Source organism: Streptomyces sp. NPDC021020 (assembly GCF_044333285.1).
Classification (GTDB): Bacteria; Actinomycetota; Actinomycetes; order Streptomycetales; family Streptomycetaceae; genus Actinacidiphila.
The window spans coordinates 319,814-341,317 of sequence record NZ_JBIRQQ010000002.1; the positions used below are offsets into that span (position 1 = coordinate 319,814).

Here is a 21,504-nt window from a genome sequence, read left to right on the forward strand (position 1 = left end):
TGCGCGCCGTCCCAACCTCCCTCGCCACCGCGGCCTGTGTCAACGCTATGTCCGGACATACGGACTTCCCGTGACCATGCCGTCCCGCTACGCTCCCAGCGTGCCCAAGCACGAGCCCGCACAGCTGCGGCTCGCCGTGGACCGGGCGAGTCACGTACCGCTGTACTTCCAGCTGGCCCGCCAGCTGGAGACGGCCATCGAGGACGGCGCGCTCACCCCGGGCACCCTGCTCGGCAACGAGGTGGAGCTGGCCGCCCGGCTCGGCCTGTCCCGGCCCACCGTGCGGCAGGCGATCGGCTCGCTCGTCGACAAGGGCCTGCTGGTGCGCCGCCGCGGGGTCGGCACCCAGGTCGTGCACACCGGCGTGAACCGCCCGCTGGAGCTGAGCAGCCTGTACGACGACCTGGCCGCCGCGGGCCTGGAGCCCGCGACCCGGGTGCTGCTCAACACCGCGGGCCCGCCGCCCCCCGAGGTCGCCGCCGCGCTCGGGCTGCCGGAGTCCGCGCGGGTCGCCGTCCTGCGCCGGCTGCGGCTCAGCTGCGGCGAGCCGGTCGCGTACCTGTGCAACTACCTGTCCGGCGACGTGCTGGAGCCGTCCACCGGCGAGCTGGAGAGCGGCGGCCTGTACGCCCTGCTGCGGGCCCGCGGCATCACCCTGCACAGCGCCCAGCAGCGGGTCGGCGCCCGCACCGGCACCCCGGAGGAGTGCGGGGTCCTCGGCGAGCCGCCGGGGGCGGCGCTGCTCACCGTCCGGCGGATCAGCTACGACGACCGCGGGCGCCCCGTCGAGTACGGCACCCATGTCTACCGTGCCTCGCGCTACGCCTTCGAATTCCGCCTGCTGGTGCGCGGCTGAGCCCCATCTCGCAGGCCCGGAGCCCGCTGCCGCCTCCCGGAGGCGGGGTCACCGCACCTCTTGACGGATACTGGGGCCGCCGGGATGGTCGTCGCTCAAGACGATGGGCAGCACTTCCATCACGGCTGCACCACGGACAGCAGGGAAAGGCAGGGCCTCGTGGCGATGGCAAGGGCAGGAACGAAAGCGCTGGGCGTACTCCTCGCGGTGGCGCTCGGCGCGGCGGGCCTGGCCGGGTGCAGCAGCACCGGCGGCAAGCGCGCGGAGGACCGGGCCAAGAAGCTGGCGGCGAACGGCTCGGCCGTGAACACCCCGCACTGGACCTTCGCCATGGTCACCCACTCCGGGGCGGGCGACACCTTCTGGGACATCGTGCAGAGCGGGGCGAAGCAGGCCGCCGCGAAGGACAACATCAAGTTCGTCTACTCCAACAGCGACCAGGGCGACCAGCAGGCCCAGCTCGTGCAGGCCGCGATCGACAGCCACGTGGACGGCCTGGTCGTCACCCTCGCCAAGCCCGACGCGATGAAGGCGGCCGTCGCCAAGGCGGTCAAGGCCGGCATCCCGGTGATCACCATCAACTCCGGGGCGACCGAGTCGAAGCAGTTCGGCGCGCTCACGCACATCGGCCAGGACGAGGAGATCGCCGGCAACGCGGTCGGCGACGCCCTCAACAGCCGCGGCAAGAAGCACGCGCTGTGCGTCCTGCACGAGCAGGGCAACGTCGGCCTGGAGCAGCGCTGCGCGGGCGCGAAGTCCACCTTCCACGGCACGATGGACAACCTGTACGTCAACGGCACCAACATGCCCGACGTGCTCTCCGCGATCCAGGCCAAGCTGGAGTCCGACACGTCCATCGACTCCGTCGTGACGCTCGGCGCCCCCTTCGCCGCCACCGCCGCCAAGGCCAGGCAGCAGTCCGGCTCGAAGGCCGAGATCGACACCTTCGACCTCAACGCGCAGGTCGCGGCCTCCCTCAAGGACGGCACCATCGGCTTCGCCGTCGACCAGCAGCCCTACCTCCAGGGCTACGAGGCGATCGACCTGCTGTGGCTCTACCGCTACAACAACGACACCCTCGGCGGCGGCCAGCCGGTCCTGACCGGCCCGCAGATCGTCACCAAGGACGACGCGGACGCGCTGCTGACGTATGCCAAGCGGGGGACGCGATGAGTGATCTCGCGCTCGCCTCCGACGAGCGGCTGGCGCCGCGGTCGGTGGCCCGGCGGCTGCTGGGGAGGCCGGAGCTGGGCGCGGTCGTCGGGGCCGTCGCCGTCTTCGTCTTCTTCGCGCTCGCGGCCGACCCCTTCCTGCGCTGGTCGAGCCTGGGCACCGTGCTCTACGCCTCGTCGACGATCGGCATCATGGCGGTGCCGGTCGCGCTGCTGATGATCGGCGGCGAGTTCGACCTGTCGGCCGGTGTGATGGTCACCAGCTCCGCGCTGGTCTCGTCGATGTTCAGCTACCAGATGACCGCCAACACCTGGGTCGGCATAGGCGTCTCGCTGCTGGTCACACTCGCCTTCGGGGCCTTCAACGGGATCATGCTGGTGCGCACCAAGCTGCCCAGCTTCATCATCACGCTCGGCACCTTCCTCATGCTCACCGGCCTGAACCTGGGCCTGACCAAGCTGATCAGCGGAACCGTGGCCACCAAGCCGATCGGCGACATGGAGGGCTTCCCGGCCGCACAGGACGTCTTCGCCTCGCACTGGACGGTCGGCGGTGTCGACCTCCAGGTGACGATCCTGTGGTGGCTCGGGCTGGTCGCGGTCGCCACCTGGATCCTGCTGCGCACCCGCGCCGGGAACTGGATCTTCGCGGCGGGCGGCAACGCCGACGCGGCCCGCGCGGTCGGCGTGCCGGTGGCCCGCACCAAGATCGGCCTCTACATGGCCGTCGCCTTCTGCGCCTGGATCTCCGGCCAGCACCTGCTGTTCTCTTTCGACGTGGTGCAGTCCGGCGAGGGCGTCGGCAACGAGTTCCTGTACATCATCGCGGCCGTGATCGGCGGCTGCCTGATGACCGGCGGCTACGGCAGCGCCGTGGGCTCCGCGGTCGGCGCGTTCATCTTCGGCATGACGAGCAAGGGCATCGTCTACGCCCAGTGGAACCCGGACTGGTTCAAGTTCTTCCTCGGGGCGATGCTGCTGCTCGCCACCCTGCTCAACGCCTGGGTCCGCAGGCGGGCGGAGGCCACCGCATGACCACCACCCCGACGAAGGAGGGCGGCGCCGCGCCGCTGGTCTCGCTCTCCGGCGTGTCCAAGTCCTACGGCAACGTGCGCGCGCTGCGGGACGTCTCGCTGGAGGTGCACGCCGGCGAGATCACCTGTGTCCTGGGCGACAACGGAGCCGGCAAGTCCACCCTCATCAAGATCATCGCCGGGCTGCACCCGCACGACTCGGGGACGTACGCGATCGAGGGCGAGCCGGTCCGGCACACCTCGCCGCGGCAGGCGCTGGACCGCGGCATCGCGACCGTCTACCAGGACCTCGCCGTGGTGCCGCTGATGCCCGTGTGGCGGAATTTCTTCCTCGGCTCCGAGCCCACCAGGGGCCGCGGCCCGCTGCGCCGCCTCGACGCCGCCGCGATGCGCACCACCACCCGGGCGGCCCTGCTGCGCTTCGGCATCGACCTGCGCGACGTGGACCAGTCCATCGGCACCCTGTCGGGTGGCGAACGGCAGTGCGTGGCCATCGCCCGCGCGGTGCATTTCGGGGCGAAGGTGCTCGTCCTGGACGAACCGACCGCGGCGCTCGGTGTCAAGCAGTCCGGGATGGTGCTGCGCTACGTCGCCGCCGCGCGCGACGCGGGCCTCGGGGTGGTGCTCATCACACACAATCCGCACCACGCCTACCTGGTCGGAGACCGTTTCGTCCTGCTCAAGCGCGGGGCGATGTCCGGCAGCCACCTCAAGCGGGCGATTACCCTGGACGCGCTGACCCGCGAGATGGCCGGGGGCAGCGAGCTGGACGAGCTGACGCATGAGCTGAGCCGTGCACCGGCGGCCCCGGGGCCGGTGGACGCCACCGACCCGGAGACCGACGCTTGAGTGCCAACCGTGAACGTGTGTACCGCGGCAGCGCCGCCAGAGCGACCGTGTGGCGCAATGTCAGCGGCGCGGAGCGCCGCGAGCGCCGCAGCCACCTGAGCGCGCCGCGGGTGCCGACCGTCGGCATCGACATCGGCGGCACCAAGGTGATGGCCGGTGTCGTCGACGCCGACGGCACGATCCTGGAGCAGGTGCGCACCGAGACCCCCGACAAGTCCAAGAGCCCCAAGGTCGTCGAGGACACCATCGTCGAACTGGTGCTGGACCTGTCCGAGCGGCACGACGTGCACGCCGTCGGCATCGGCGCCGCCGGCTGGGTCGACGCCGACCGCTCGCGCATCCTCTTCGCGCCGCACCTGTCCTGGCGCGACGAGCCGCTGCGCGAGCGGCTCGCCGACCGGCTGCTGGTCCCGGTCATGGTCGACAACGACGCCAACGCCGCCGCCTGGGCCGAGTGGCGCTTCGGTGCCGGCCGCGGCGAGGCCGACCTCGTCATGATCACGCTGGGCACCGGCATCGGCGGCGCGATCCTGGAGAACGGCCAGGTCAAGCGGGGCCGCTTCGGCGTCGCGGGGGAGTTCGGGCACATGCAGGTGGTGCCCGGCGGGCACCGCTGCCCGTGCGGCAACCGCGGCTGCTGGGAGCAGTACAGCTCCGGCAACGCGCTGGTGCGCGAGGCCCGCGAGCTGGCCGCCGCGGACTCGCCCGTGGCGTACGGGATCATCGACCGGGTCGGCGGCTCCGTCGCCGACATCACCGGCCCGCTGATCACCGAGCTGGCCCGGGCCGGCGACCCGATGTGCGTCGAGCTCTTCCAGGACATCGGCCAGTGGCTGGGCGTCGGCATCGCCAACCTCGCCGCCGCGCTCGACCCGTCCTGCTTCGTCATCGGCGGCGGCGTCAGCGCCGCGGACGACCTGCTCATCACCCCCGCGAGGGACGCCTTCCGGCGCACCCTCACCGGCCGCGGCTACCGTCCCGAGGCGCGCATCGCCAAGGCCGAGCTGGGCCCGGAGGCCGGCATGGTCGGCGCCGCCGACCTCGCCCGGCTGGTCGCCCGCCGCTTCCGCCGCACCAACCGCCGCCGCGTGGAGCGCTACGAGCGCTACGGGCGGATCTACGGCCGCCAGGAGGCCGACCAGTGACCACGACCCCCGAGCGCGCGGCCGGCCCCGACAGCGCCCCGGAAGGGCTCCCCGGCGACGGCCCCGGAGCGGGCCACGGCGACCGCGGCCCGGGCGGCTCCGGCGACCGCGGTTCCGGTGGCCGGGGTGGCGCGGGCGCCTCCGGCAGCGGCAGCAGCGCGCTGCCGCTGCGCGAGATCCCGCGCTGGATGCGCTGGACGGTCGTCCCGCTGCTGATCCTGCTGCCGCTCGGCTACGTCCTGATCTCCGCCGCGCAGAGCCGCGGTGCGGGCGTCGACTCCCAGACGCAGGCCGCCGCCCGCCATCTGACCTGGGTCGTCCCCAGCGAGCTCCAGCGCCGCATCTACCAGGTGCCGATCCCCGACGGCACCGTGCACGACGGCTACCTGGAGACCAACTCCTGGGACACCAGCCAGTTCTTCTGCCAGTTCACCACCACCGCGGGCGGCCTGGACACCTTTCTCGCCCAGCTGGGCACCAGCCGGGCCGCCCTGCACGACGGCAAGGTGTCCGTCTCCGACAAGGACGCCGCCCGGGTCGGCTGGAATTTCCACGTGCCGGGCCACTACTGGGCCGGGATGTCCACCCACCAGGTCGGCGACAAGCCCGACCACGACATCACCGTGGACCTCACGGACGCCGACGCGCCCAAGGTCTACGTGGTGTCCACCGTCAACTTCCAGCACGGCTTCGGGGGCGGGTGATTCCGGCGCGCGGCGGAGTAGGTAGCGTGAAGCGATGAGCGAGCTGACGACCGAGGCGCCCGTGGGCGCGGCAGCCGACTACGCGGGCGGCCTGCCGGCCGAGGTGGTGCCCGCGGACGACGAGATGGACGACCTGTACGAGGACGCCCCGCCGTTGCAGTACCGCTTCGACGGCCCCGAGACCGGACCCGTGCTCGTCCTCGGGCCGGCCCTGGGCGCCACCTGGCACATGTGGGACCGGCAGCTGCCGGCGCTCAGCACCACCTGGCGGGTGCTGCGCTACGAGCTGCCCGGTCACGGCGGCGCGCCCGCCGAGCCCGCGTCGTCCGTCGACGACCTGGCCCGGCGGCTGCTCGCCGTCCTGGACGACGAGGGCATCGACACCTTCGGCTACGCGGGCTGCGCGCTCGGCGCCGCCATCGGCGCCCGGCTGGCCCTGCTGCGCCCCGACCGGGTCGCGGCCCTCGCCCTGGTGTCGGCGTCGCCGCGCTTCAACACCGCCGACATGTGGCGGCAGCGCGGTGTCGTGGTGCGCGCCAACGGCCTGGAGCGCACCGCGCAGGCCAACCTCCAGCGCTGGTTCACCGAGGCCTTCCTCGCCACCCAGCCGGCGATCACCGAGTGGGCGGTGCGGATGGTCGCCACCACCGACCAGGCCTGCTACGTCGCCGCGTGCGAGGCGCTCGCCGCCTTCGACATCCGCGACGCGCTCGGCAGCATCAGCGTGCCGACCCTGGTCGTGGCGGGCGCCGACGACACCGAGACGCCGCCCGCCGACGCCCGCGCGCTCGTCGCCGGCATCCCCGACGCGCGGCTCGCCGTCGTGCCCGCCACCGGCCACCTCGCGCCCGTCGAGGAGCCCGGCGCGGTCGGCGAGCTGCTCGCGACGCACTTCGCCACCGCCTGGCAGGACCCGGCCGCCGCGGTGCCGCAGCCCCCGCCGCCCGTCCCGCCGCTGCCCGCGCCCCGGGTGGCGGCCCCCGCCCCCGACCAGCTCGCGGCGGGGATGCGGATGCGCGGCGAGATCATCGGCGGCAGCGCGGCCACCGACCGGCCGCCCGCCGCCCCCGACGGCTTCGGCAGCGGCTTCGACGCCTTCGCCACCCGTTACGCGTGGGGCGAGATATGGGCCAGGCCGGGCCTGGACCGCCGTACCCGGGCGTGCGTCACGCTCACCGCGCTGACCGCGACCGGCCAGCTCGGCGAGCTGGCCGACCACGTACGGGGCGCGCTGCGGATCGGGCTGAGCCCCGCCGAGATCGAGGAGGTGCTCGTGCACGCCTCGGTCTACTGCGGGCTGCCCGCCGCGCGCGCCGCGATCAGTGCCGCCCGCACGGTCGTCGAGGAGGAGACCGGCGGGCATCCGTAGGCCGCGGACCCGTACGCCGCAGGGAGAGCGGGCGCCGCCGTGCGCGGCCCCGCCGGTTCGACCCCGGCCCGCACCGGGCGGGGGAATCCGAGGGACCGGCAGGTCCCGCCGACGTCCTGGCAAGGATGGAATTCGTGAAGCTGACCAAGAAGCGGCATGCCTGCGTCCGGCTGGTCAAGGACGGGCAGACGCTCGTCGTCGACCCCGGCGTCTTCAGCGAGGACGACTCAGCGGCGGCCGCCGACGTCATCCTCGTCACCCACGAGCACCCCGACCACTTCGACCCCGCGAAGCTGCGCGCCGCCCTGGAGGCCAACCCGGCGGCCGAGCTGTGGACGCTCGCGAGCGTCGCCGACCAGCTCTCCGCGGCCTTCCCGGGGCGCGTGCACACCGTCGGCCACGGCGACACCTTCACCGCCGCCGGGTTCGACGTCCAGGTGCACGGCGAGCTGCACGCCGTGATCCACCCGGACATCCCGCGCATCACCAACGTCGGCTACCTCGTGGACGGCGCGGTCTTCCACCCCGGCGACGCGCTCACCGTCCCCGGGCACCCGGTGGACACGCTGCTGCTGCCGGTCATGGCGCCCTGGAACAAGCTCTCCGAAATCGTGGACTACGTCCGCGAGGTCAAGCCGCGCCGCACGGTCGACGTGCACGACGCGCTGCTCGCCGACCTGGCCCGGCCGATGTACGACATGCAGCTCGGCAACCTGAGCGGCGCCGACCACCTGCGCCTGGCGTCCGGCGAGGACACCGGCGCCTGAGACCGGCTGTCACACCCAGCCGCTAGGTTGGGGACATGCGCATCGCGACCTGGAACATCAACTCGATCACCGCCCGCCTGCCGCGCCTGCTCGGCTGGCTGGAGAGCAGCGGCACGGACGTCCTGTGCGTCCAGGAGACCAAGTGCTCGGACGCGCAGTTCCCCTACGACGAGCTGCGCGAGCTGGGGTACGAGGCGGCCGTCAACGCCGACGGGCGGTGGAACGGAGTGGCGGTCATCTCCCGGGTGGGCCTGGCCGACGTGGTCAAGGGCCTGCCCGGCGGCCCGGGTTACGACGGGGTGCAGGAGCCCCGCGCGGTGTCGGCGACGTGCGGCGGCTCGGTCCGCGTGTGGTCGGTCTACGTGCCCAACGGCCGCGAGATCGGCCACGCGCACTACGCGTACAAGCTGGAGTGGTTCGAGGCGCTCCGCGCGGCCGTGGCCGACAGCGCCACGGGCGACCTGCCCTTCGCGGTGCTCGGCGACTACAACGTGGCGCCCACCGACGAGGACGTCTGGGACACCGCCCCCTTCGAGGGCCAGACGCACGTCACGGCCCCCGAGCGCGAGGCGCTCGCCGCCCTGCGCGGCACCGGCCTGACCGACGTGATGCCGCGCCCGCTCAAGTACGACCACCCGTACACGTACTGGGACTACCGCCAGCTGGCCTTCCCGAAGAACCGCGGCATGCGCATCGACCTGGTCTACGGCAACGCGCCCTTCGCCAAGGCCGTCTCGGACGCGTACGTCGACCGCGAGGAGCGCAAGGGCAAGGGCGCCTCCGACCACGCCCCGGTCGTGGTCGACCTCGACGTCTGAGCCGCCGGGCCGGGCCCGTACCGGCCGTGCGCCCTGGGCGAAACGGCCCCCAACCGGTGCGGCGGCGCGGCTACGGTCCCGGCCATGGAGACGATCGAGCTGCTCCCCACCCTGCACATGCTGCGGTTCCCGGTGGGTTCCGCCTATCTGTGGTCCGACGACGACGCGTTGACACTCATCGACAGCGGTACCGCGGGCTCCGCGGGCGACATCGCCGCGGCCGTCCGGGACATGGGCCGCGACCCCGCCGACATCCGGCACATCGTGCTCACCCACTTCCACGAGGACCACACCGGCGGCGCCGCGGAACTGCGCGCGGCGACCGGCGCCGCCGTCCTCGCCCACCGGCTGGAGGCGCCGGTGGTCACCGGCGCCGCTCCCGGCCCGCCCCCGGTCCTGCGGGAGTGGGAGGTGCCGATCCGCGCGGGAATCCCCGCGCTGCCGCCCGCCCCGCCCGTCACCGTGGACCGCGAGCTGGAGGAGGGCGACACGCTGGACTTCGGCGGCGGCGCCGAGGTGCTGTGGACACCGGGCCACACCGACGGCAGCATCGCCGTCCACCTGCCCGGCCCCGGTGTGCTGTTCACCGGCGACACCGCCGCCAACGTCGGCCAGGTCATGCCCGGCGTCTTCCACACCGACCCCGACCGCGCCCTCGCCTCCTACCGGCGGCTCGCCGCGCTCGACGCCGGAGTGGTCTGCTTCGGCCACGGCGAGCCGCTCCTCCACGGCGGCTGCGAGGCGCTGCGCGCGGCCGCCGCACCCGGCGCGGACGGCTGACCGCACGCGGCCGCCCGGCGTCCACCCGGTGAGCGCGGTGTCACTCGAAACGGTGGCGTGCACGGCGTGGCGGGGGACGGGCAGGGCGTGTCAAGGGCGTGATCGACCGGCTGCGGCACGGCATATGTGCATGATGGCGGCACACGTTCCCTGATCCGACCCTCCTCCACACCCACCTCACAGCCGTGCAACCGGAGGCACCACGTGGACTCCCTACAGCAGCTGCCGAACATCGGGGCGGTGCTCGCCGAACGCCTGCGCCGCGCGGGCGTCGACGACGCGGGCGAACTGCGCCGGCTGGGCTCCGGGCGGGCCTTCGAGAAGATCCGCCCGGAACTGCCCGAAGACGCCTGCACCCACACCCTGCTGGCCCTCGAAGGCGCATTGCGCGGGATGCGGTGGACCGCGATCCCGCAGACCGAGCGCGACACGCTCGTCCACCGCGTGCTCGGCTGATCCCGCGGTATGCCGGCAGAGCCGCTGATCGTCCTCGACGGCGTCAACAAGCACTTCGGGCAGCTCCATGTGCTCAAGGACATCGACCTGACCGTGGCGCGCGGCGAGGTCGTGGTGGTCGTCGGCCCTTCCGGCTCGGGCAAGTCCACGCTGTGCCGCGCGATCAACCGGCTGGAGCCGGTGCAGTCCGGCACCATCACCGTCGACGGCAGCCCGCTGCCCGCCGAGGGCCGCGCGCTCGCCCGGCTGCGGGCCGACGTCGGCATGGTCTTCCAGTCCTTCAACCTCTTCGCGCACCGCACCGTCCTGGACAACGTGACGCTCGCACCGCTCAAGGTGCGCCGCCGCGCCAAGGCTGACGCGGTGCGCCGCGGCCGCGAACTCCTCGACCGCGTCGGCCTGCTGGCCCACGCGGACAAGCTGCCCGCGCAGCTCTCCGGCGGGCAGCAGCAGCGCGTCGCGATCGCCCGGGCGCTCGCGATGGAGCCCAAGGCGATGCTCTTCGACGAGCCGACCTCCGCCCTCGACCCGGAGATGATCAACGAGGTGCTGGAGGTCATGCAGCAGCTCGCCGAGGAGGGCATGACGATGGTCGTCGTCACCCACGAGATGGGCTTCGCGCGGTCGGCGGCGGACCGGGTGGTCTTCATGGCCGACGGGCGGATCGTCGAGGACCGGGTGCCGGAGGAGTTCTTCACCGACCCGCGCAGCGACCGGGCCCGCGACTTCCTGTCCAAGATCCTCCACCACTGACCCCCACCTGCCGACACCCCTGTGCCGCCGACCCGCCGGGACCCCTCTCACGTGACCGCCACGCCACGCCGTACCCGTACCCCCCGGGCCGCCGTCCCGCTGCTGCTGGTCCTGATCGCGCTCGCCGCCCTCGCGCCGGCGGCCGGCTGCGGACGCTCCGGCAGCCCGCCCGTCAAGGGCCCCAAGCCCGGCGACCTGCCCACCTACCGCGTCGACAGCTCCTTCTCGCTGCCCGCCTCGCCCACCTGGAGGCGGGCCCACAGCCGCGGCCGGCTCGTCGTCGGCGTCAAGGACGACCAGCCCTACCTGGGCGAGAAGGACCCCGCCACCGGCGTCTACTCGGGCTTCGACATCGAGATCGCCCGGATGACGGCCGCCTCCCTGGGCTTCCCGGCCAGCCGCATCACCTACAAGGCCATCGCGTCCGCGAACCGGGAGACCTCCCTGAGCAACGGCCAGATCGACATGTACGTCGGCACCTACACCATCAACCCCCTGCGCAAGCGGCAGGTGGGCTTCGCCGGGCCCTACTACATGGCCGGGCAGAGCCTGCTGGTGCGCGCGGACGAGAACGACATCCACGGGCCGCAGGACCTCAAGGGCAAGAAGGTCTGCTCCGCGGCCGGTTCCAGCTCCATCCAGCGCATCCAGTCCGACTACCCGGACGCGACCGCCGTCACGTACGACACCTACTCGGTGTGCGTGGACAACCTGCTCACCTTCCAGGTCGACGCCGTGACCACCGACGACGCGATCCTGGTGGGCTACGCGGCCAAGGCGCCCAAGGAGATGAAGGTCGTCGGCAGGCCCTTCTCCAAGGAGCCCTACGGGATCGGCGTGAGCAGGTCCGACACCGCGCTGCGCCTCGCGCTGGACGACGCGATCGTGGCGCACGAGCGCAACGGCGACTGGAAGCGGGCCTACGACGCCACGCTCGGCCTGTCCGGCGTGCCCGCGCCGGAACCGCCGCCGGTGGACCGCTACCCGGGGAGCGGCTGATGGACGTCCTGACCGACAACTTCTCGCTCTACGGCAAGGGCCTGTGGGGCACCGTGCAGCTCACGCTGCTCGCCGGGGCGCTGTCACTCGTGGTGGGGGTGATCGTCGCGGGCTGCCGGGTCTCGCCGGTCAAGGCGCTGCGGGTGTTCGGCACGGTGTGGGTGACGGTGCTGCGCAACACCCCGCTCACGCTGCTGTTCTTCGCGGTGCTGCTGGGGCTCCCGCGGTTCGGGGTGGTGCTGCCCTTCCAGGTCTTCGCGATCCTGGCGCTCGGCGCGTACACCTCGGCCTTCATCTGCGAGGCGGTGCGGTCCGGGATCAACACCGTCCCGCTCGGCCAGGGCGAGGCGGCCCGCAGCCTCGGCATGACCTTCACGCAGACGCTCGCGGTGGTCGTGCTGCCGCAGGCGGCCCGCTCGGTGATCTCGCCGATCGGCTCCACCCTGATCGCGCTGGCCAAGAACTCCGCGATCGCCGGGTCCTTCTCCGTCACGGAGCTGCTCGGCACCTACAAACCGCTCAACGAACTGGGCTACAGCATCGTGTGGACCTTCGTGTGGATCGCGGTCGGCTACCTCGTCGTCACGCTCGCGCTGGCGGGCCTGTTCGCCCTGCTGGAGCGGAAGTTCGGGGTGGCCAGGTGACCGCCGCGTCCGAGAGCAGCGCACTCTACGACATCCCCGGCCCGCGCGCCCTGGCCCGGCACCGGCTCTACGCCTGGATCACCACGGCGCTGCTGGCCGCGCTCGTCGGCTTCGTCGTGTACAAGCTGGTCGACACCGGGCAGTTCTCGGCGGTGAAGTGGCGGCCTTTCACCTACGCGGGCATCCAGCGGCTGCTGCTCACGGGGCTGAAGAACACCCTCAAGGCCTTCGGCTGGGCGGCGCTGGCCTCGCTCGTCTTCGGGGTGGTCTTCGCCGCCGGGCGGCTGTCCGACCACCGGGTGGTGCGCTGGGTGAGCGCGCTGGTCGTGGAGTTCTTCCGGGCCATGCCGCTGCTGGTGATGATCTTCTTCATCTTCATCGCCCTGAAGTTCGACCCGATGATCGCGCTGATCATCGGCCTGACCCTCTACAACGGCTCGGTGCTCGCCGAGGTCTTCCGCTCCGGCGTCAACGCGGTGCCGCGCGGCCAGCGCGAGGCGGCCTACGCGCTGGGCATGCGCAAGACGCAGGTCATGGCGTACGTGCTCGTGCCGCAGGCGGCCCGGGCGATGCTGCCGGCGATCGTCAGCCAGCTGGTGGTGGCCCTCAAGGACACCTCGCTCGGCTATCTGATCACCTACCAGGAGTTCCTCTACTCCGGGAAGCTCATCGCCACCAACCTCGACTACGACCTGCCCTTCATCCCGGTGGTGATGGTGATCGCGCCCATCTACATCGGCATGTGCATGCTGCTGTCGTGGTGCGCCAACCGGCTCGCCCGGCACGAGCGGCGCAGCCCCAAGGCCGAGGCCGTGCCCGTGCGGACCGACCTGCCGCCGGAGATCTGACGCCGGGGACCCGGCACGGTCACCCGCGGTCGCCGCCCCCGCACGGTACGCGTTCCCGGTTTGCCCTGGCCTGTCCCGGGCAGCCGCACCCCAGGGACGGACCGACCCCGCGAGGAGGACGACGGCGCCATGAACGACACCATCACCCACACCCCGGTCACCAGCGACACCGACCTCGCCGAGCTGGGGCAGCAGCTGCGCGTCGACTCGGTCAGGGCCGCCGCGGCCGCCGGGTCCGGGCACCCCACCTCGTCGATGTCGGCCGCCGACCTCATGGCCGTACTGCTCGCCCGGCACCTGCACTACGACTTCGCCGAGCCGGACCGCCCCGGCAACGACCATCTGATCCTCTCCAAGGGCCACGCCTCTCCACTGCTCTACTCCGCCTACAAGGCGGTCGGCGCCATCACCGACGACGAGCTGCTGACCTTCCGCAAGCGCGGCAGCCGCATGGAGGGCCACCCCACCCCCCGGCTGCCCTGGGTCGACGTGGCCACCGGCTCGCTCGGCCAGGGCCTGCCCATCGGCGTCGGCGTCGCGCTCGCCGGCGCGCGCCTGGACAAGCTGCCGTACCGCACCTGGGTGCTGTGCGGGGACAGCGAGATGGCCGAGGGCTCGGTGTGGGAGGCGATGGAGGCCGCCGGCATGGAGGGTCTGGACAACCTGACCCTGATCGTCGACGTCAACCGGCTCGGCCAGCGCGGCCCCACCCGGCACGGCTGGGACCTCGACGCGTACGCCCGGCGGATCCGCGCCTTTGGCTGGCACACCGTCGAGATCGACGGCCACGACATCGGCGCCATCGACCAGGCCATGACGAAGGCCCGCGAGACCCGCGGCGCCCCCACCGCGATCATCGCCCGCACCCGCAAGGGCCGCGGCGTGGCCGCGGTCGAGAACCAGGAGGGCAAGCACGGCAAGCCGGTGCCCGACGCCGACGAGGCCATAGCCGAACTCGGCGGCCGCCGCGACCTGCGGGTCGAGGTCCAGTCCCCGCCGGACGCCGCGGCGCCCGAGCGCGGCGGCGGGGACCCGCACACCGCGCTGCCGCGCTACCCCACCGGCGGCTCGCCCGTCGCCACCCGCACCGCCTTCGGCGAGACGCTGGCCGCGCTGGGCTCGCTGCACGACGACATCGTGGTGCTGGACGGCGAGGTCGGCGACTCGACCAAGGCCCAGCTCTTCGCCGCCGACCACCCCGAGCGGTACATCGAGTGCTACATCGCGGAGCAGCAGCTCATCGGCGCCGCCGTCGGCTTCGGGGTGTGCGGCTGGACGCCCTTCGCCTCCACCTTCGCCGCCTTCCTCACCCGCGCCCACGACTTCCTGCGGATGGCCGCGGTCAGCCGGTCGAGGATCAACGTCGTCGGCACCCACGCGGGCGTCGCGATCGGCGAGGACGGCCCCTCCCAGATGGCGCTGGAGGACCTGGCCATGATGCGGTCGCTGCACGGCAGCACCGTGCTCTACCCCTGCGACGCCAACCAGACCGTGCAGCTCATGACCGCGATGGCCGACCGCCCCGGCATCAGCTACCTGCGCGCCACCCGCGGCGACACTCCTGTCATCTACGGCCCCGACGACGCCTTCCCGGTCGGCGGCAGCAAGGTGCTGCGCTCCCACCCCGACGACCAGGTCACCCTGATCGGCGCGGGCGTCACCGTGCACGAGGCGCTGGCCGCCGCCGACCAGCTCGTCGCCGACGGCATCCGGGCCCGGGTGCTGGACCTCTACTCGGTCAAGCCCGTCGACACCCAGGCGCTGCGCACCGCCGCCGAGGCCACCGGGCGCTTCGTCATCGCCGAGGACCACCACCCCGAGGGCGGCCTCGCCGACGCCGTCATGGAGTCCTTCGGCAACGGCTTCCCCACTCCCCGGCACACCCGGCTCGGCGTCTTCACCATGCCGGGCTCGGCGACCCCCGCCGAGCAGCTCGACGCCGCGGGCATCCACGCCGCCTCCATCGCCGCCGCGGCCCGCAAGCTCGTCGCGACCTGAGCGCGTACCCCGGTCCGGGGGCGTACACCAACGCCGGGTGACGCCCGCGTGGCGCAAGTGCGTCCTGCCCATTGACAGCGCACCGCGCGCGGCTGAAGCCTTGCTCGACGTCAGTCGATGCAGGGGAGGGGCCGCATGGCGGCGATATCCGGTACGGGCAGGGGCAGCGCGGGCACGGTGGCGGAGCAGCCCCCCGGGCGCGCCGGGCGGCGGGCGGCGGCCCTCGGGGCCGCGGCGATCGGCGGGGCGCTCGCCCTCACCGCCGCGGCCGTCAGCCCCGCGGCCGCGCACACCGGCCCGCACAGCGGCGGCCACCACGGCAGGCCGCCCGCCCACACCAGGCCCGCGGTCGACTACGTCGCGCTCGGCGACTCCTACACTTCGGCCCCCGGTGTGCCCGCCCAGGTCGACGCGAACTGCGTGCGGTCCGACCACAACTACCCCTCGCTCGTCGCCGCCGCCCAGCACTACCGCGGCTTCACCGACGTCAGCTGCGGCGGCGCCACGACCGTCCAGATGTGGCAGGCCCAGGGCACCAACCCCGCCCAGCTCACCGCCGTCACCCGCGACACCGACCTGGTCACCCTGCAGATCGGCGGCAACGACGTCGGCTTCGGCTCGATCATCGCCACCTGCGCGGGCCTGAGCGTCACCGCCCCCACCGGCAGCCCCTGCAAGGACCACTACGGCGCGAGCGGCACCGACCAGCTCACCGTCAACGTCCTGCAGACCGCCCCCAAGATCGCCAAGGTCTTGCGTGCCGTCCACCGGCAGGCCCCGCACGCGAAGGTCGTCGTGGTCGGCTACCCCGACCTGCTGCCCGACCAGGGCCCCGGCTGCTTCCCCGCCGTGCCCTTCGCCGCGGGCGACGTCCCCTACCTGCGCTCCACCGAGAAGAAGCTCAACGCCATGCTCCGGGTCGAGGCGCTGCTCGGCGGCGCGTCGTACACCGACACCTACGGCCCGACCGTCGGCCACGACATGTGCCAGGCGCCCGCCGACCGCTGGATCGAGCAGCTCACCCCCGCCCCGCCCGCCGCTGCCGCGCACCCGAACGCGGCCGGCGAGCGGGCGATGGCCGCCGCGCTGACGGACACCCTGGAGGGCCGCGGGCACCGCCGCTGAGCTGGACCGCGGGTTAGGCGACCCTGAGTCGCGGGCGCGCGCGGCGTCATGGATCATCGATCCATGCCGGTCCTGATAGCCGCGTGCGCCTTCGCCATGACACTCATCGGCGGAATCGTCGCCCACCGCATCGGAGACCGCCGCCACCTCGTCCTCGGACTCGCCGCCGGGCTGATGCTCGGTGTCGTCGGTTTCGATCTGCTGCCCGAGGCGCTGGAGACCCAGCCGAGGGTGGTCTTCGGGGTGCCCGCGGCGCTGCTGATGTTCGTCGCGGGCTTCCTCGCGCTCCACATCATCGAGCGCTCGGTCGCCATCCACCGCGCCCACGAGGGCGAGTACGCCCCGCACGCGCACGGCCACGGGCACGCCCACGACCCCGTCAAGGGCATCGGCATCACCGCCGCCGCGGCCCTGGTCGGCCACAGCGTCATGGACGGCTTCGCGATCGGCGCCGCCTTCCAGGCGGGCAGCACCGTCGGCATCGTCGTGGCCATCGCCGTCGTCGCGCACGACTTCGCGGACGGCTTCAACACGTACACCATCACCCGCATGTACGGGAACGGGCAGCGCCGTGCGCAGATGCTGCTCGGCGCGGACGCGCTCGCCCCCGTGGCGGGCGCCGCGGTCACGCTGGCCTTCACCATCCCGTCCGGGGCGCTCGGCCTCTACCTGGGCTTCTTCGCCGGCTTCCTGCTCTACCTGGCGACCTCGGACATCCTGCCCGAGGCCCACAGCCCGCACCCCTCCAGCTCCACGCTGCTGTGCACGGTCGCCGGGACCGGCATCATGTGGTTGGTGATTGGTCTCGCTGACTGAGCTTCTTGGCCGCCGCGCGGGCGGCGGACCGGGAGGTCACCGCGGCCTGCTTGGTCACGTCCGCCACCAGCTCCACGACGTCCGAGCCGTAGGACTGGGAATTCACCACCTTGAGCAGCAGGCAGAACGTGCCGTCCACCCCGTGTTTGCGGGCCAGCCGCACATGGTGCCGGGCCAGGTAGCGCGCCGCCGCCTGGGTGGCGATGCCGCGCTGGCCCGAGAAGAGGAAGACCGGGCGGTCGTTGCCGGTGTCGCCGGCCGCCGCGAGCCGCGCCAGGAGCACGTACTCGACCGCGCCCTTCTCCATCTCGTACGCGCTGCCGCCGATGGTGATCGCGCCCTGCAGGGGGCCGGGGGCGGGGTCGGTGTTGACCTCCACACCGGGCAGCATCGAGCGCACGTGCGCGGCCAGCCGGGAATTCTCCACCGGGCCGCCGACGCAGAACTCGGTGCGCGCGCCGAAGCCCTGCCAGGACGTGTCGTGCGCCAGCACCTCCGTGTGCGCCCCGCACTCCTTGATCACGGCGGCCAGCTCCAGCAGCGCGAAGGCGTCGTGCCGCGCCAGGCTCCAGCTGCGCGAGCCCGGGTCGCGCGGCACCACGAGCAGGCACTCGGAATCCGTCGGCAGCCCGAAGAAGCGCTGCTTGCGCCGCAGCCTGCGCTGCCACAGATAGCTGCGGGCGTACCAGCCGGCCGCCACGCACACGGCGGCGGCGAGCAGGCCCAGGACCAGATTCCGGAGGTCGTCGCTCATGGCGCGGCATCGTAGCGTTGTTCGAGCGGTACCGACTACGGCCCGGACCGGGCCGTAGCCGGCTGCGGTGGCGCGGGTCAGGCGGGCAGCAGCGCCAGGATCTCGTCGGCGGTGCCGGTCTCGCCCAGCCGCGGGAAGATCGTCCCGACCGAGCGCTCGTGCGCGGCGAGGTCGGTGTCGGTGACCGAGTCGGTCGCCACCGTGACGTGGTAGCCGTGCTCGTACGCGTCCCGCGCGGTGGACTCCACGCCGATGCTGGTCGATATGCCGCACAGCACGATCTGCGTCACGCCGCGGCGGCGCAGCTCCATGTCCAGGCCGGTGCCGTAGAAGGCGCCCCACTGGCGCTTGGAGACGGTGATGTCCTCCGGCTGCCGGTCCAGCTCGGGCACCAGCTCCGTCCACTCCGCGGGGAAGGACGTGACGGTCGCCGGGCCGCCGTCGGTACGGCCGGGCGCGACGCCCGTGACGTTCACCAGGACGACCGGCAGCCCGGCCTTCCGGAAGCCGGCCGCGAGCCGGGCACTGCGGGCGACGACGCCGTCCGCCGGGTGGGCGGTCGGCAGCCCGACGATGCCGCTCTGCAGGTCGATGACGACCAGGGCGGTACGCGGGTCGAGGGTGGTCGCGGTCATTGCGGGACATCTCCTGAGGGGTTGCTGTCGTGCGGGGACTCCGCCAGACGGCGGAGCAGGGGGAGCGCCGCGGCGAGCGTGCGGTGCTCCTGCGGGGTGAGCCGGCCGTCGATCGCGTCGGCCAGCCACCCGCGCCGGGCCGCGCGGCCCGACCCGAGCAGGGCGCTGCCGCTCGCCGTCAGCGAGAAGACGACCTGCCGCCCGTCGGTGGGATGCGGGGCGCGGGCGACGAGCCCGCGCTCCTCCAGCGCGGCGAGCGTCATCCGCATCGACTGCGGCCGCACCAACTCGCCGCGCGCCAGCGCGGCGGTGGCCGTCGGCCCCTCGCGGGCCAGCCACGCCATCACCGACTGCTGCGACGGCGTCAGCTCGGCCTCCGCGGAGGCCGCCCGCATCCGCCGCGACAGCCGCGCGATGACGGTGGCCAGCTCGTCCGCCGTCCCGGCGCCTTGGCTGCTCACGCCGCCACGGTAGGAGCGGGGCAGGGAAACTTGCAAGTTTGGCTGTCGAAAGGGGGTGGGTGTGTGCGGTCGCGGGAGGGCGGCTTGGCCCGGCCCGGCCGCCGGGGGGCAGGGGGGCTGTGGCTGGGGCCCGGCCCGGGCGGGGGAGGCGGCTGGGGTGGTCAGGGCGGTTGGAGGCGGCCGGGGTGGCCGGGTGGTCCGGCCGGAGCTGGCCGAGGTGGTCGAGTGGCCGGGGCTGGTCGGGTGACCGGGGGCGGCCCAGAGCGGTCGAGTGGCTGGAGGTGGCCGGAACTGGTCGGGGCGGCCGGGGCGGCCGGGGTGGTCAGGGTGGTCAGGGCGGTTGGAGCTGACCGGGGTGGTCGAGTGGCCGGAGGCGGCCGAGTGGTCGGACGGTTGGGCGGCCGGAGCTTGCCGGGGCGGCCGGGTGGTTGGAGGTGGCCGGGGTTGCCGGGTTGCCGAGGCGGTCGGGTTGCCGGTTGGCAGGGGAGCGGCGGGGTGATCGGGCACGGGTGGTGCGCGGGGGGTGGGTCGGCCGGGCACGGGTGGTGCGGGTGGGGTGGGCCGGGCGGGGCCGCCGGACGGGTGAGTGGGGGATCGGTCGGCGCTCGAAAACGGTACGTAGCAGCGCCGTAACGCGGCGGGTGTCCAATGCCGTGTCCGACGTGCGCGCCGGGTGCCGGGGCCGAACACGCCCCATGGCATCCGGCCGCGTCCGATTGCCCGGCGGCGGCCGACGGAGGAGCTGTTGACACCGGAATTCCTGCACTGCTTCCGCTCCCTGCTCACCGCGCTGGGCGACCGGCCCGGGTGGTACGCGGAGTACGCCCGGCGCGACGCCGACGCGGCCCGCGCGCATGTGACCGGGCACGAGGTGCCGCCCTGGGACGTCGTCCGCACGGTCCTGCGCGACCTCGCCCGCAACGCCGGGGCCTCCGACGCCGGTCCCGCGGACGTCGGGAGGGTCCACGGCCTGCACGCCGCCGCCGTCGCCGCCGAGGACGCCCGTCCCGGCGCCGGTGCGCGGCTGTACGCCCGGCTCGCCGCCGCCGAGCGCGCGCACGAGGCGGCCGCCTCCCGCGCGCGGGACGCGGCCCGTGCGCACGCGCGCAGGCCGAGCGCCTCCCGCGCGGGATTCCTGGCCTGGAGCCAGGACGACCTGGAGCGGGCCGCCGCCCGCCGGGCCGCCCTCCAGAGCAGGCTGGGCGCAGTGCTCCCGGCCGCGGGAGAGAAGGGCCCGGCCGAGCCCGGCCCGACGGGGCGGCCGCGGGGCGCCCGGTTCGCCGGGGCGTACGAGGCGGCGGCCGCCGCGCCGGTGGAGGAAGCCGCACCGGCGCGTGACGCCACGCCGCGCGGGGCCCGCTTCGCGGGGGCACCCGCGCAGGAGGCCGTGCCTCGGGGCGCCCGGTTCGCGGGAGCCACCGCTGACGGGGGTGCGGCCCGCCCCACGGCGGAGCCCGCACCCGCGCCGCGGGGCGCGCGGTTCGCGGGGGCGCCGAAGGAGGCCGTACGCTCCGGGCCGCCCGCGCCCGACCCCCGCTGGACGGCGGAGGCCCGCGCGGAAGCCGCCCGGCTCCTGCGGCTGCGGGCCGCCGGTGACAGCGGGGCCGCCTACCTCGCCCTCAGCGCTGCCGCGCAGGGGCCAGCCGAACGCCTCCCGTACGTCGTACGGGCCCTGGAGCGCACGGGGCTCGCCGCCGACGCCGGGACCCTCCTGTGGGAGGTCGCGGCCCTGCCGCCCGCCGCGGTCGCCGACGCGGTGGCGGCTCTCGCCGCCGACGGGCGGGACGAGCACGCCCGTACGCTGCTGCACCAGACGGCCGCCCGGCCCGCCGCCGAGGTCGCGGTGGTCGCCGACCTCCTGCACTCCGCCGGGCACACCGGCGAGGCGGCGGAGCTCCTCGAAACGGTCGCCCGCGCCCGTCCCGCGGACGCCGCCGCGGACGTCGCCCGGGCCCGCCCCGCCCTGACGTCCCTCCTCCTCGCCGCCGCCGCCCGCGTGGCCCCACCCTGCCGCCGCGACCTCGCCGCGGCCCTCCTCCGCGGCTGACCCCTCGGGGCCCGAGCTTTCCCCGCCGGCGGGAGCTTGCTGCCGGCGGTGGGTCACGCGCGCACTACCCCGCGCCTTGTTGCACCCCGGGGTGCCCCGTGAGGTGCTTTACGCGATCTTCCGCGCGTGGGGGCTGAGCGCGCAGTTCCCCGCGCCCCCAAAAACGCCCACCCTCCGCACGCAACCCCCGGCCCGTGCGAGCGCAGGGCGGTGCCCCCCAGGGGCGCGGGGAACTGCGCGACCGGCCCACCACCCGGCGTTGGTCACGCGGATCACCGCAAGTGGCACCCCGGGGTGCAAGGGGCGCGGGGAACTGCGCGACCGGCCCACCACCCGGCGTTGGTCACGCGGATCGCCGTAAGTGGCACCCCGGGGTGCAAGGGGCGCGGGGAACTGCGCGCTCAGCCGCCCACTCGGCGTTGGTCGCGCGGATCGCCGTAAGTGGCACCCCGGGGTGTAAGGGGCGCGGGGAAC

General features: G+C 73.9%; 22 protein-coding genes. 19 read left to right on the plus strand and 3 right to left on the minus strand.

Going from position 1 to position 21,504, the window contains the following annotated elements:
* The first annotated feature begins 76 nt into the window (after positions 1-76).
* The 18 genes from ACH4SL_RS05775 to ACH4SL_RS05860 all read left to right on the plus strand — a co-directional run bounded on the left by ACH4SL_RS05775 (position 77) and on the right by ACH4SL_RS05860 (position 17,133).
* The gene (locus ACH4SL_RS05775) at positions 77-856 is read left to right on the plus strand and encodes a GntR family transcriptional regulator (protein ID WP_398442687.1); all 780 of its coding nucleotides are present in this window, start codon (positions 77-79) and stop codon (positions 854-856) included.
* A 189-nt stretch (positions 857-1,045) separates the two neighbouring features.
* A complete protein-coding gene (locus tag ACH4SL_RS05780) occupies positions 1,046-2,029 on the plus strand; it encodes a substrate-binding domain-containing protein (protein ID WP_398442688.1) in 984 nt (327 codons plus the stop codon).
* On the plus strand, positions 2,026-3,063 hold the full coding sequence (locus tag ACH4SL_RS05785) for an ABC transporter permease (RefSeq protein WP_398442155.1): 1,038 nt from the start codon (positions 2,026-2,028) through the stop codon (positions 3,061-3,063). Before ACH4SL_RS05780 ends, ACH4SL_RS05785 begins: the two co-directional genes overlap by 4 nt.
* Complete coding sequence (locus ACH4SL_RS05790; protein WP_398442156.1) at positions 3,060-3,911, plus strand: ATP-binding cassette domain-containing protein; 852 nt, start codon at positions 3,060-3,062, stop codon at positions 3,909-3,911. The genes ACH4SL_RS05785 and ACH4SL_RS05790 overlap by 4 nt, the downstream gene beginning before the upstream one ends.
* Positions 3,908-5,056, plus strand: a complete 1,149-nt coding sequence (locus ACH4SL_RS05795) for an ROK family glucokinase (protein WP_398442157.1) — start codon at positions 3,908-3,910, stop codon at positions 5,054-5,056. Before ACH4SL_RS05790 ends, ACH4SL_RS05795 begins: the two co-directional genes overlap by 4 nt.
* On the plus strand, positions 5,053-5,760 hold the full coding sequence (locus ACH4SL_RS05800) for a hypothetical protein (protein WP_398442158.1): 708 nt from the start codon (positions 5,053-5,055) through the stop codon (positions 5,758-5,760). The genes ACH4SL_RS05795 and ACH4SL_RS05800 overlap by 4 nt, the downstream gene beginning before the upstream one ends.
* Positions 5,761-5,884: 124 nt before the next feature.
* Entirely contained in the window at positions 5,885-7,129 is a 1,245-nt protein-coding gene (locus tag ACH4SL_RS05805) for an alpha/beta fold hydrolase (RefSeq protein WP_398442689.1), read from the plus strand.
* Positions 7,130-7,254: 125 nt separating this feature from the next.
* Positions 7,255-7,896 (plus strand): MBL fold metallo-hydrolase, encoded by a 642-nt coding sequence (locus tag ACH4SL_RS05810; RefSeq protein WP_398442159.1) that lies wholly within the window; start codon positions 7,255-7,257, stop codon positions 7,894-7,896.
* Positions 7,897-7,931: 35 nt separating this feature from the next.
* Complete coding sequence (locus tag ACH4SL_RS05815) at positions 7,932-8,714, plus strand: exodeoxyribonuclease III (RefSeq protein WP_398442160.1); 783 nt, start codon at positions 7,932-7,934, stop codon at positions 8,712-8,714.
* Between the two features lie 84 nt (positions 8,715-8,798).
* A complete protein-coding gene (locus ACH4SL_RS05820; RefSeq protein WP_398442161.1) occupies positions 8,799-9,494 on the plus strand; it encodes an MBL fold metallo-hydrolase in 696 nt (231 codons plus the stop codon).
* A 204-nt stretch (positions 9,495-9,698) separates the two neighbouring features.
* Positions 9,699-9,950, plus strand: a complete 252-nt coding sequence (locus tag ACH4SL_RS05825) for a TfoX/Sxy family DNA transformation protein (RefSeq protein ID WP_031515493.1) — start codon at positions 9,699-9,701, stop codon at positions 9,948-9,950.
* Between the two features lie 9 nt (positions 9,951-9,959).
* Entirely contained in the window at positions 9,960-10,703 is a 744-nt protein-coding gene (locus ACH4SL_RS05830) for an amino acid ABC transporter ATP-binding protein (protein WP_398442162.1), read from the plus strand.
* Positions 10,704-10,754: 51 nt separating this feature from the next.
* Positions 10,755-11,702 (plus strand): glutamate ABC transporter substrate-binding protein, encoded by a 948-nt coding sequence (locus ACH4SL_RS05835; RefSeq protein WP_398442163.1) that lies wholly within the window; start codon positions 10,755-10,757, stop codon positions 11,700-11,702.
* Positions 11,702-12,346: an amino acid ABC transporter permease gene (locus tag ACH4SL_RS05840; protein WP_398442164.1), complete on the plus strand. Its 645-nt coding sequence runs from the start codon at positions 11,702-11,704 to the stop codon at positions 12,344-12,346. Before ACH4SL_RS05835 ends, ACH4SL_RS05840 begins: the two co-directional genes overlap by 1 nt.
* On the plus strand, positions 12,343-13,194 hold the full coding sequence (locus ACH4SL_RS05845) for an amino acid ABC transporter permease (protein ID WP_398442165.1): 852 nt from the start codon (positions 12,343-12,345) through the stop codon (positions 13,192-13,194). The genes ACH4SL_RS05840 and ACH4SL_RS05845 overlap by 4 nt, the downstream gene beginning before the upstream one ends.
* A gap of 129 nt (positions 13,195-13,323) precedes the next feature.
* Positions 13,324-15,192: a transketolase gene (locus tag ACH4SL_RS05850; protein ID WP_398442166.1), complete on the plus strand. Its 1,869-nt coding sequence runs from the start codon at positions 13,324-13,326 to the stop codon at positions 15,190-15,192.
* A gap of 135 nt (positions 15,193-15,327) precedes the next feature.
* Complete coding sequence (locus ACH4SL_RS05855) at positions 15,328-16,317, plus strand: SGNH/GDSL hydrolase family protein (protein WP_398442167.1); 990 nt, start codon at positions 15,328-15,330, stop codon at positions 16,315-16,317.
* A 63-nt stretch (positions 16,318-16,380) separates the two neighbouring features.
* Positions 16,381-17,133, plus strand: coding sequence for a ZIP family metal transporter (locus ACH4SL_RS05860; RefSeq protein ID WP_398442168.1), 753 nt, complete (start codon positions 16,381-16,383; stop codon positions 17,131-17,133).
* On the opposite strand, the gene ACH4SL_RS05865 is transcribed toward ACH4SL_RS05860, so the two are convergent.
* The 3 genes from ACH4SL_RS05865 to ACH4SL_RS05875 form a co-directional block, all read right to left on the minus strand.
* Positions 17,102-17,887, minus strand: a complete 786-nt coding sequence (locus ACH4SL_RS05865; protein WP_398442169.1) for a hypothetical protein — start codon at positions 17,885-17,887, stop codon at positions 17,102-17,104. The two genes, ACH4SL_RS05860 and ACH4SL_RS05865, sit on opposite strands and share 32 nt — an antisense overlap.
* Before the next feature lie 77 nt (positions 17,888-17,964).
* Positions 17,965-18,522: an isochorismatase family protein gene (locus ACH4SL_RS05870; protein ID WP_398442170.1), complete on the minus strand. Its 558-nt coding sequence runs from the start codon at positions 18,520-18,522 to the stop codon at positions 17,965-17,967.
* Entirely contained in the window at positions 18,519-18,983 is a 465-nt protein-coding gene (locus ACH4SL_RS05875) for a MarR family winged helix-turn-helix transcriptional regulator (RefSeq protein WP_398442171.1), read from the minus strand. Before ACH4SL_RS05875 ends, ACH4SL_RS05870 begins: the two co-directional genes overlap by 4 nt.
* A gap of 745 nt (positions 18,984-19,728) precedes the next feature.
* Here ACH4SL_RS05875 and ACH4SL_RS05880 point away from each other — a divergent pair.
* Positions 19,729-21,030, plus strand: a complete 1,302-nt coding sequence (locus tag ACH4SL_RS05880) for a hypothetical protein (protein ID WP_398442172.1) — start codon at positions 19,729-19,731, stop codon at positions 21,028-21,030.
* The last annotated feature ends 474 nt before the right edge of the window (positions 21,031-21,504 follow it).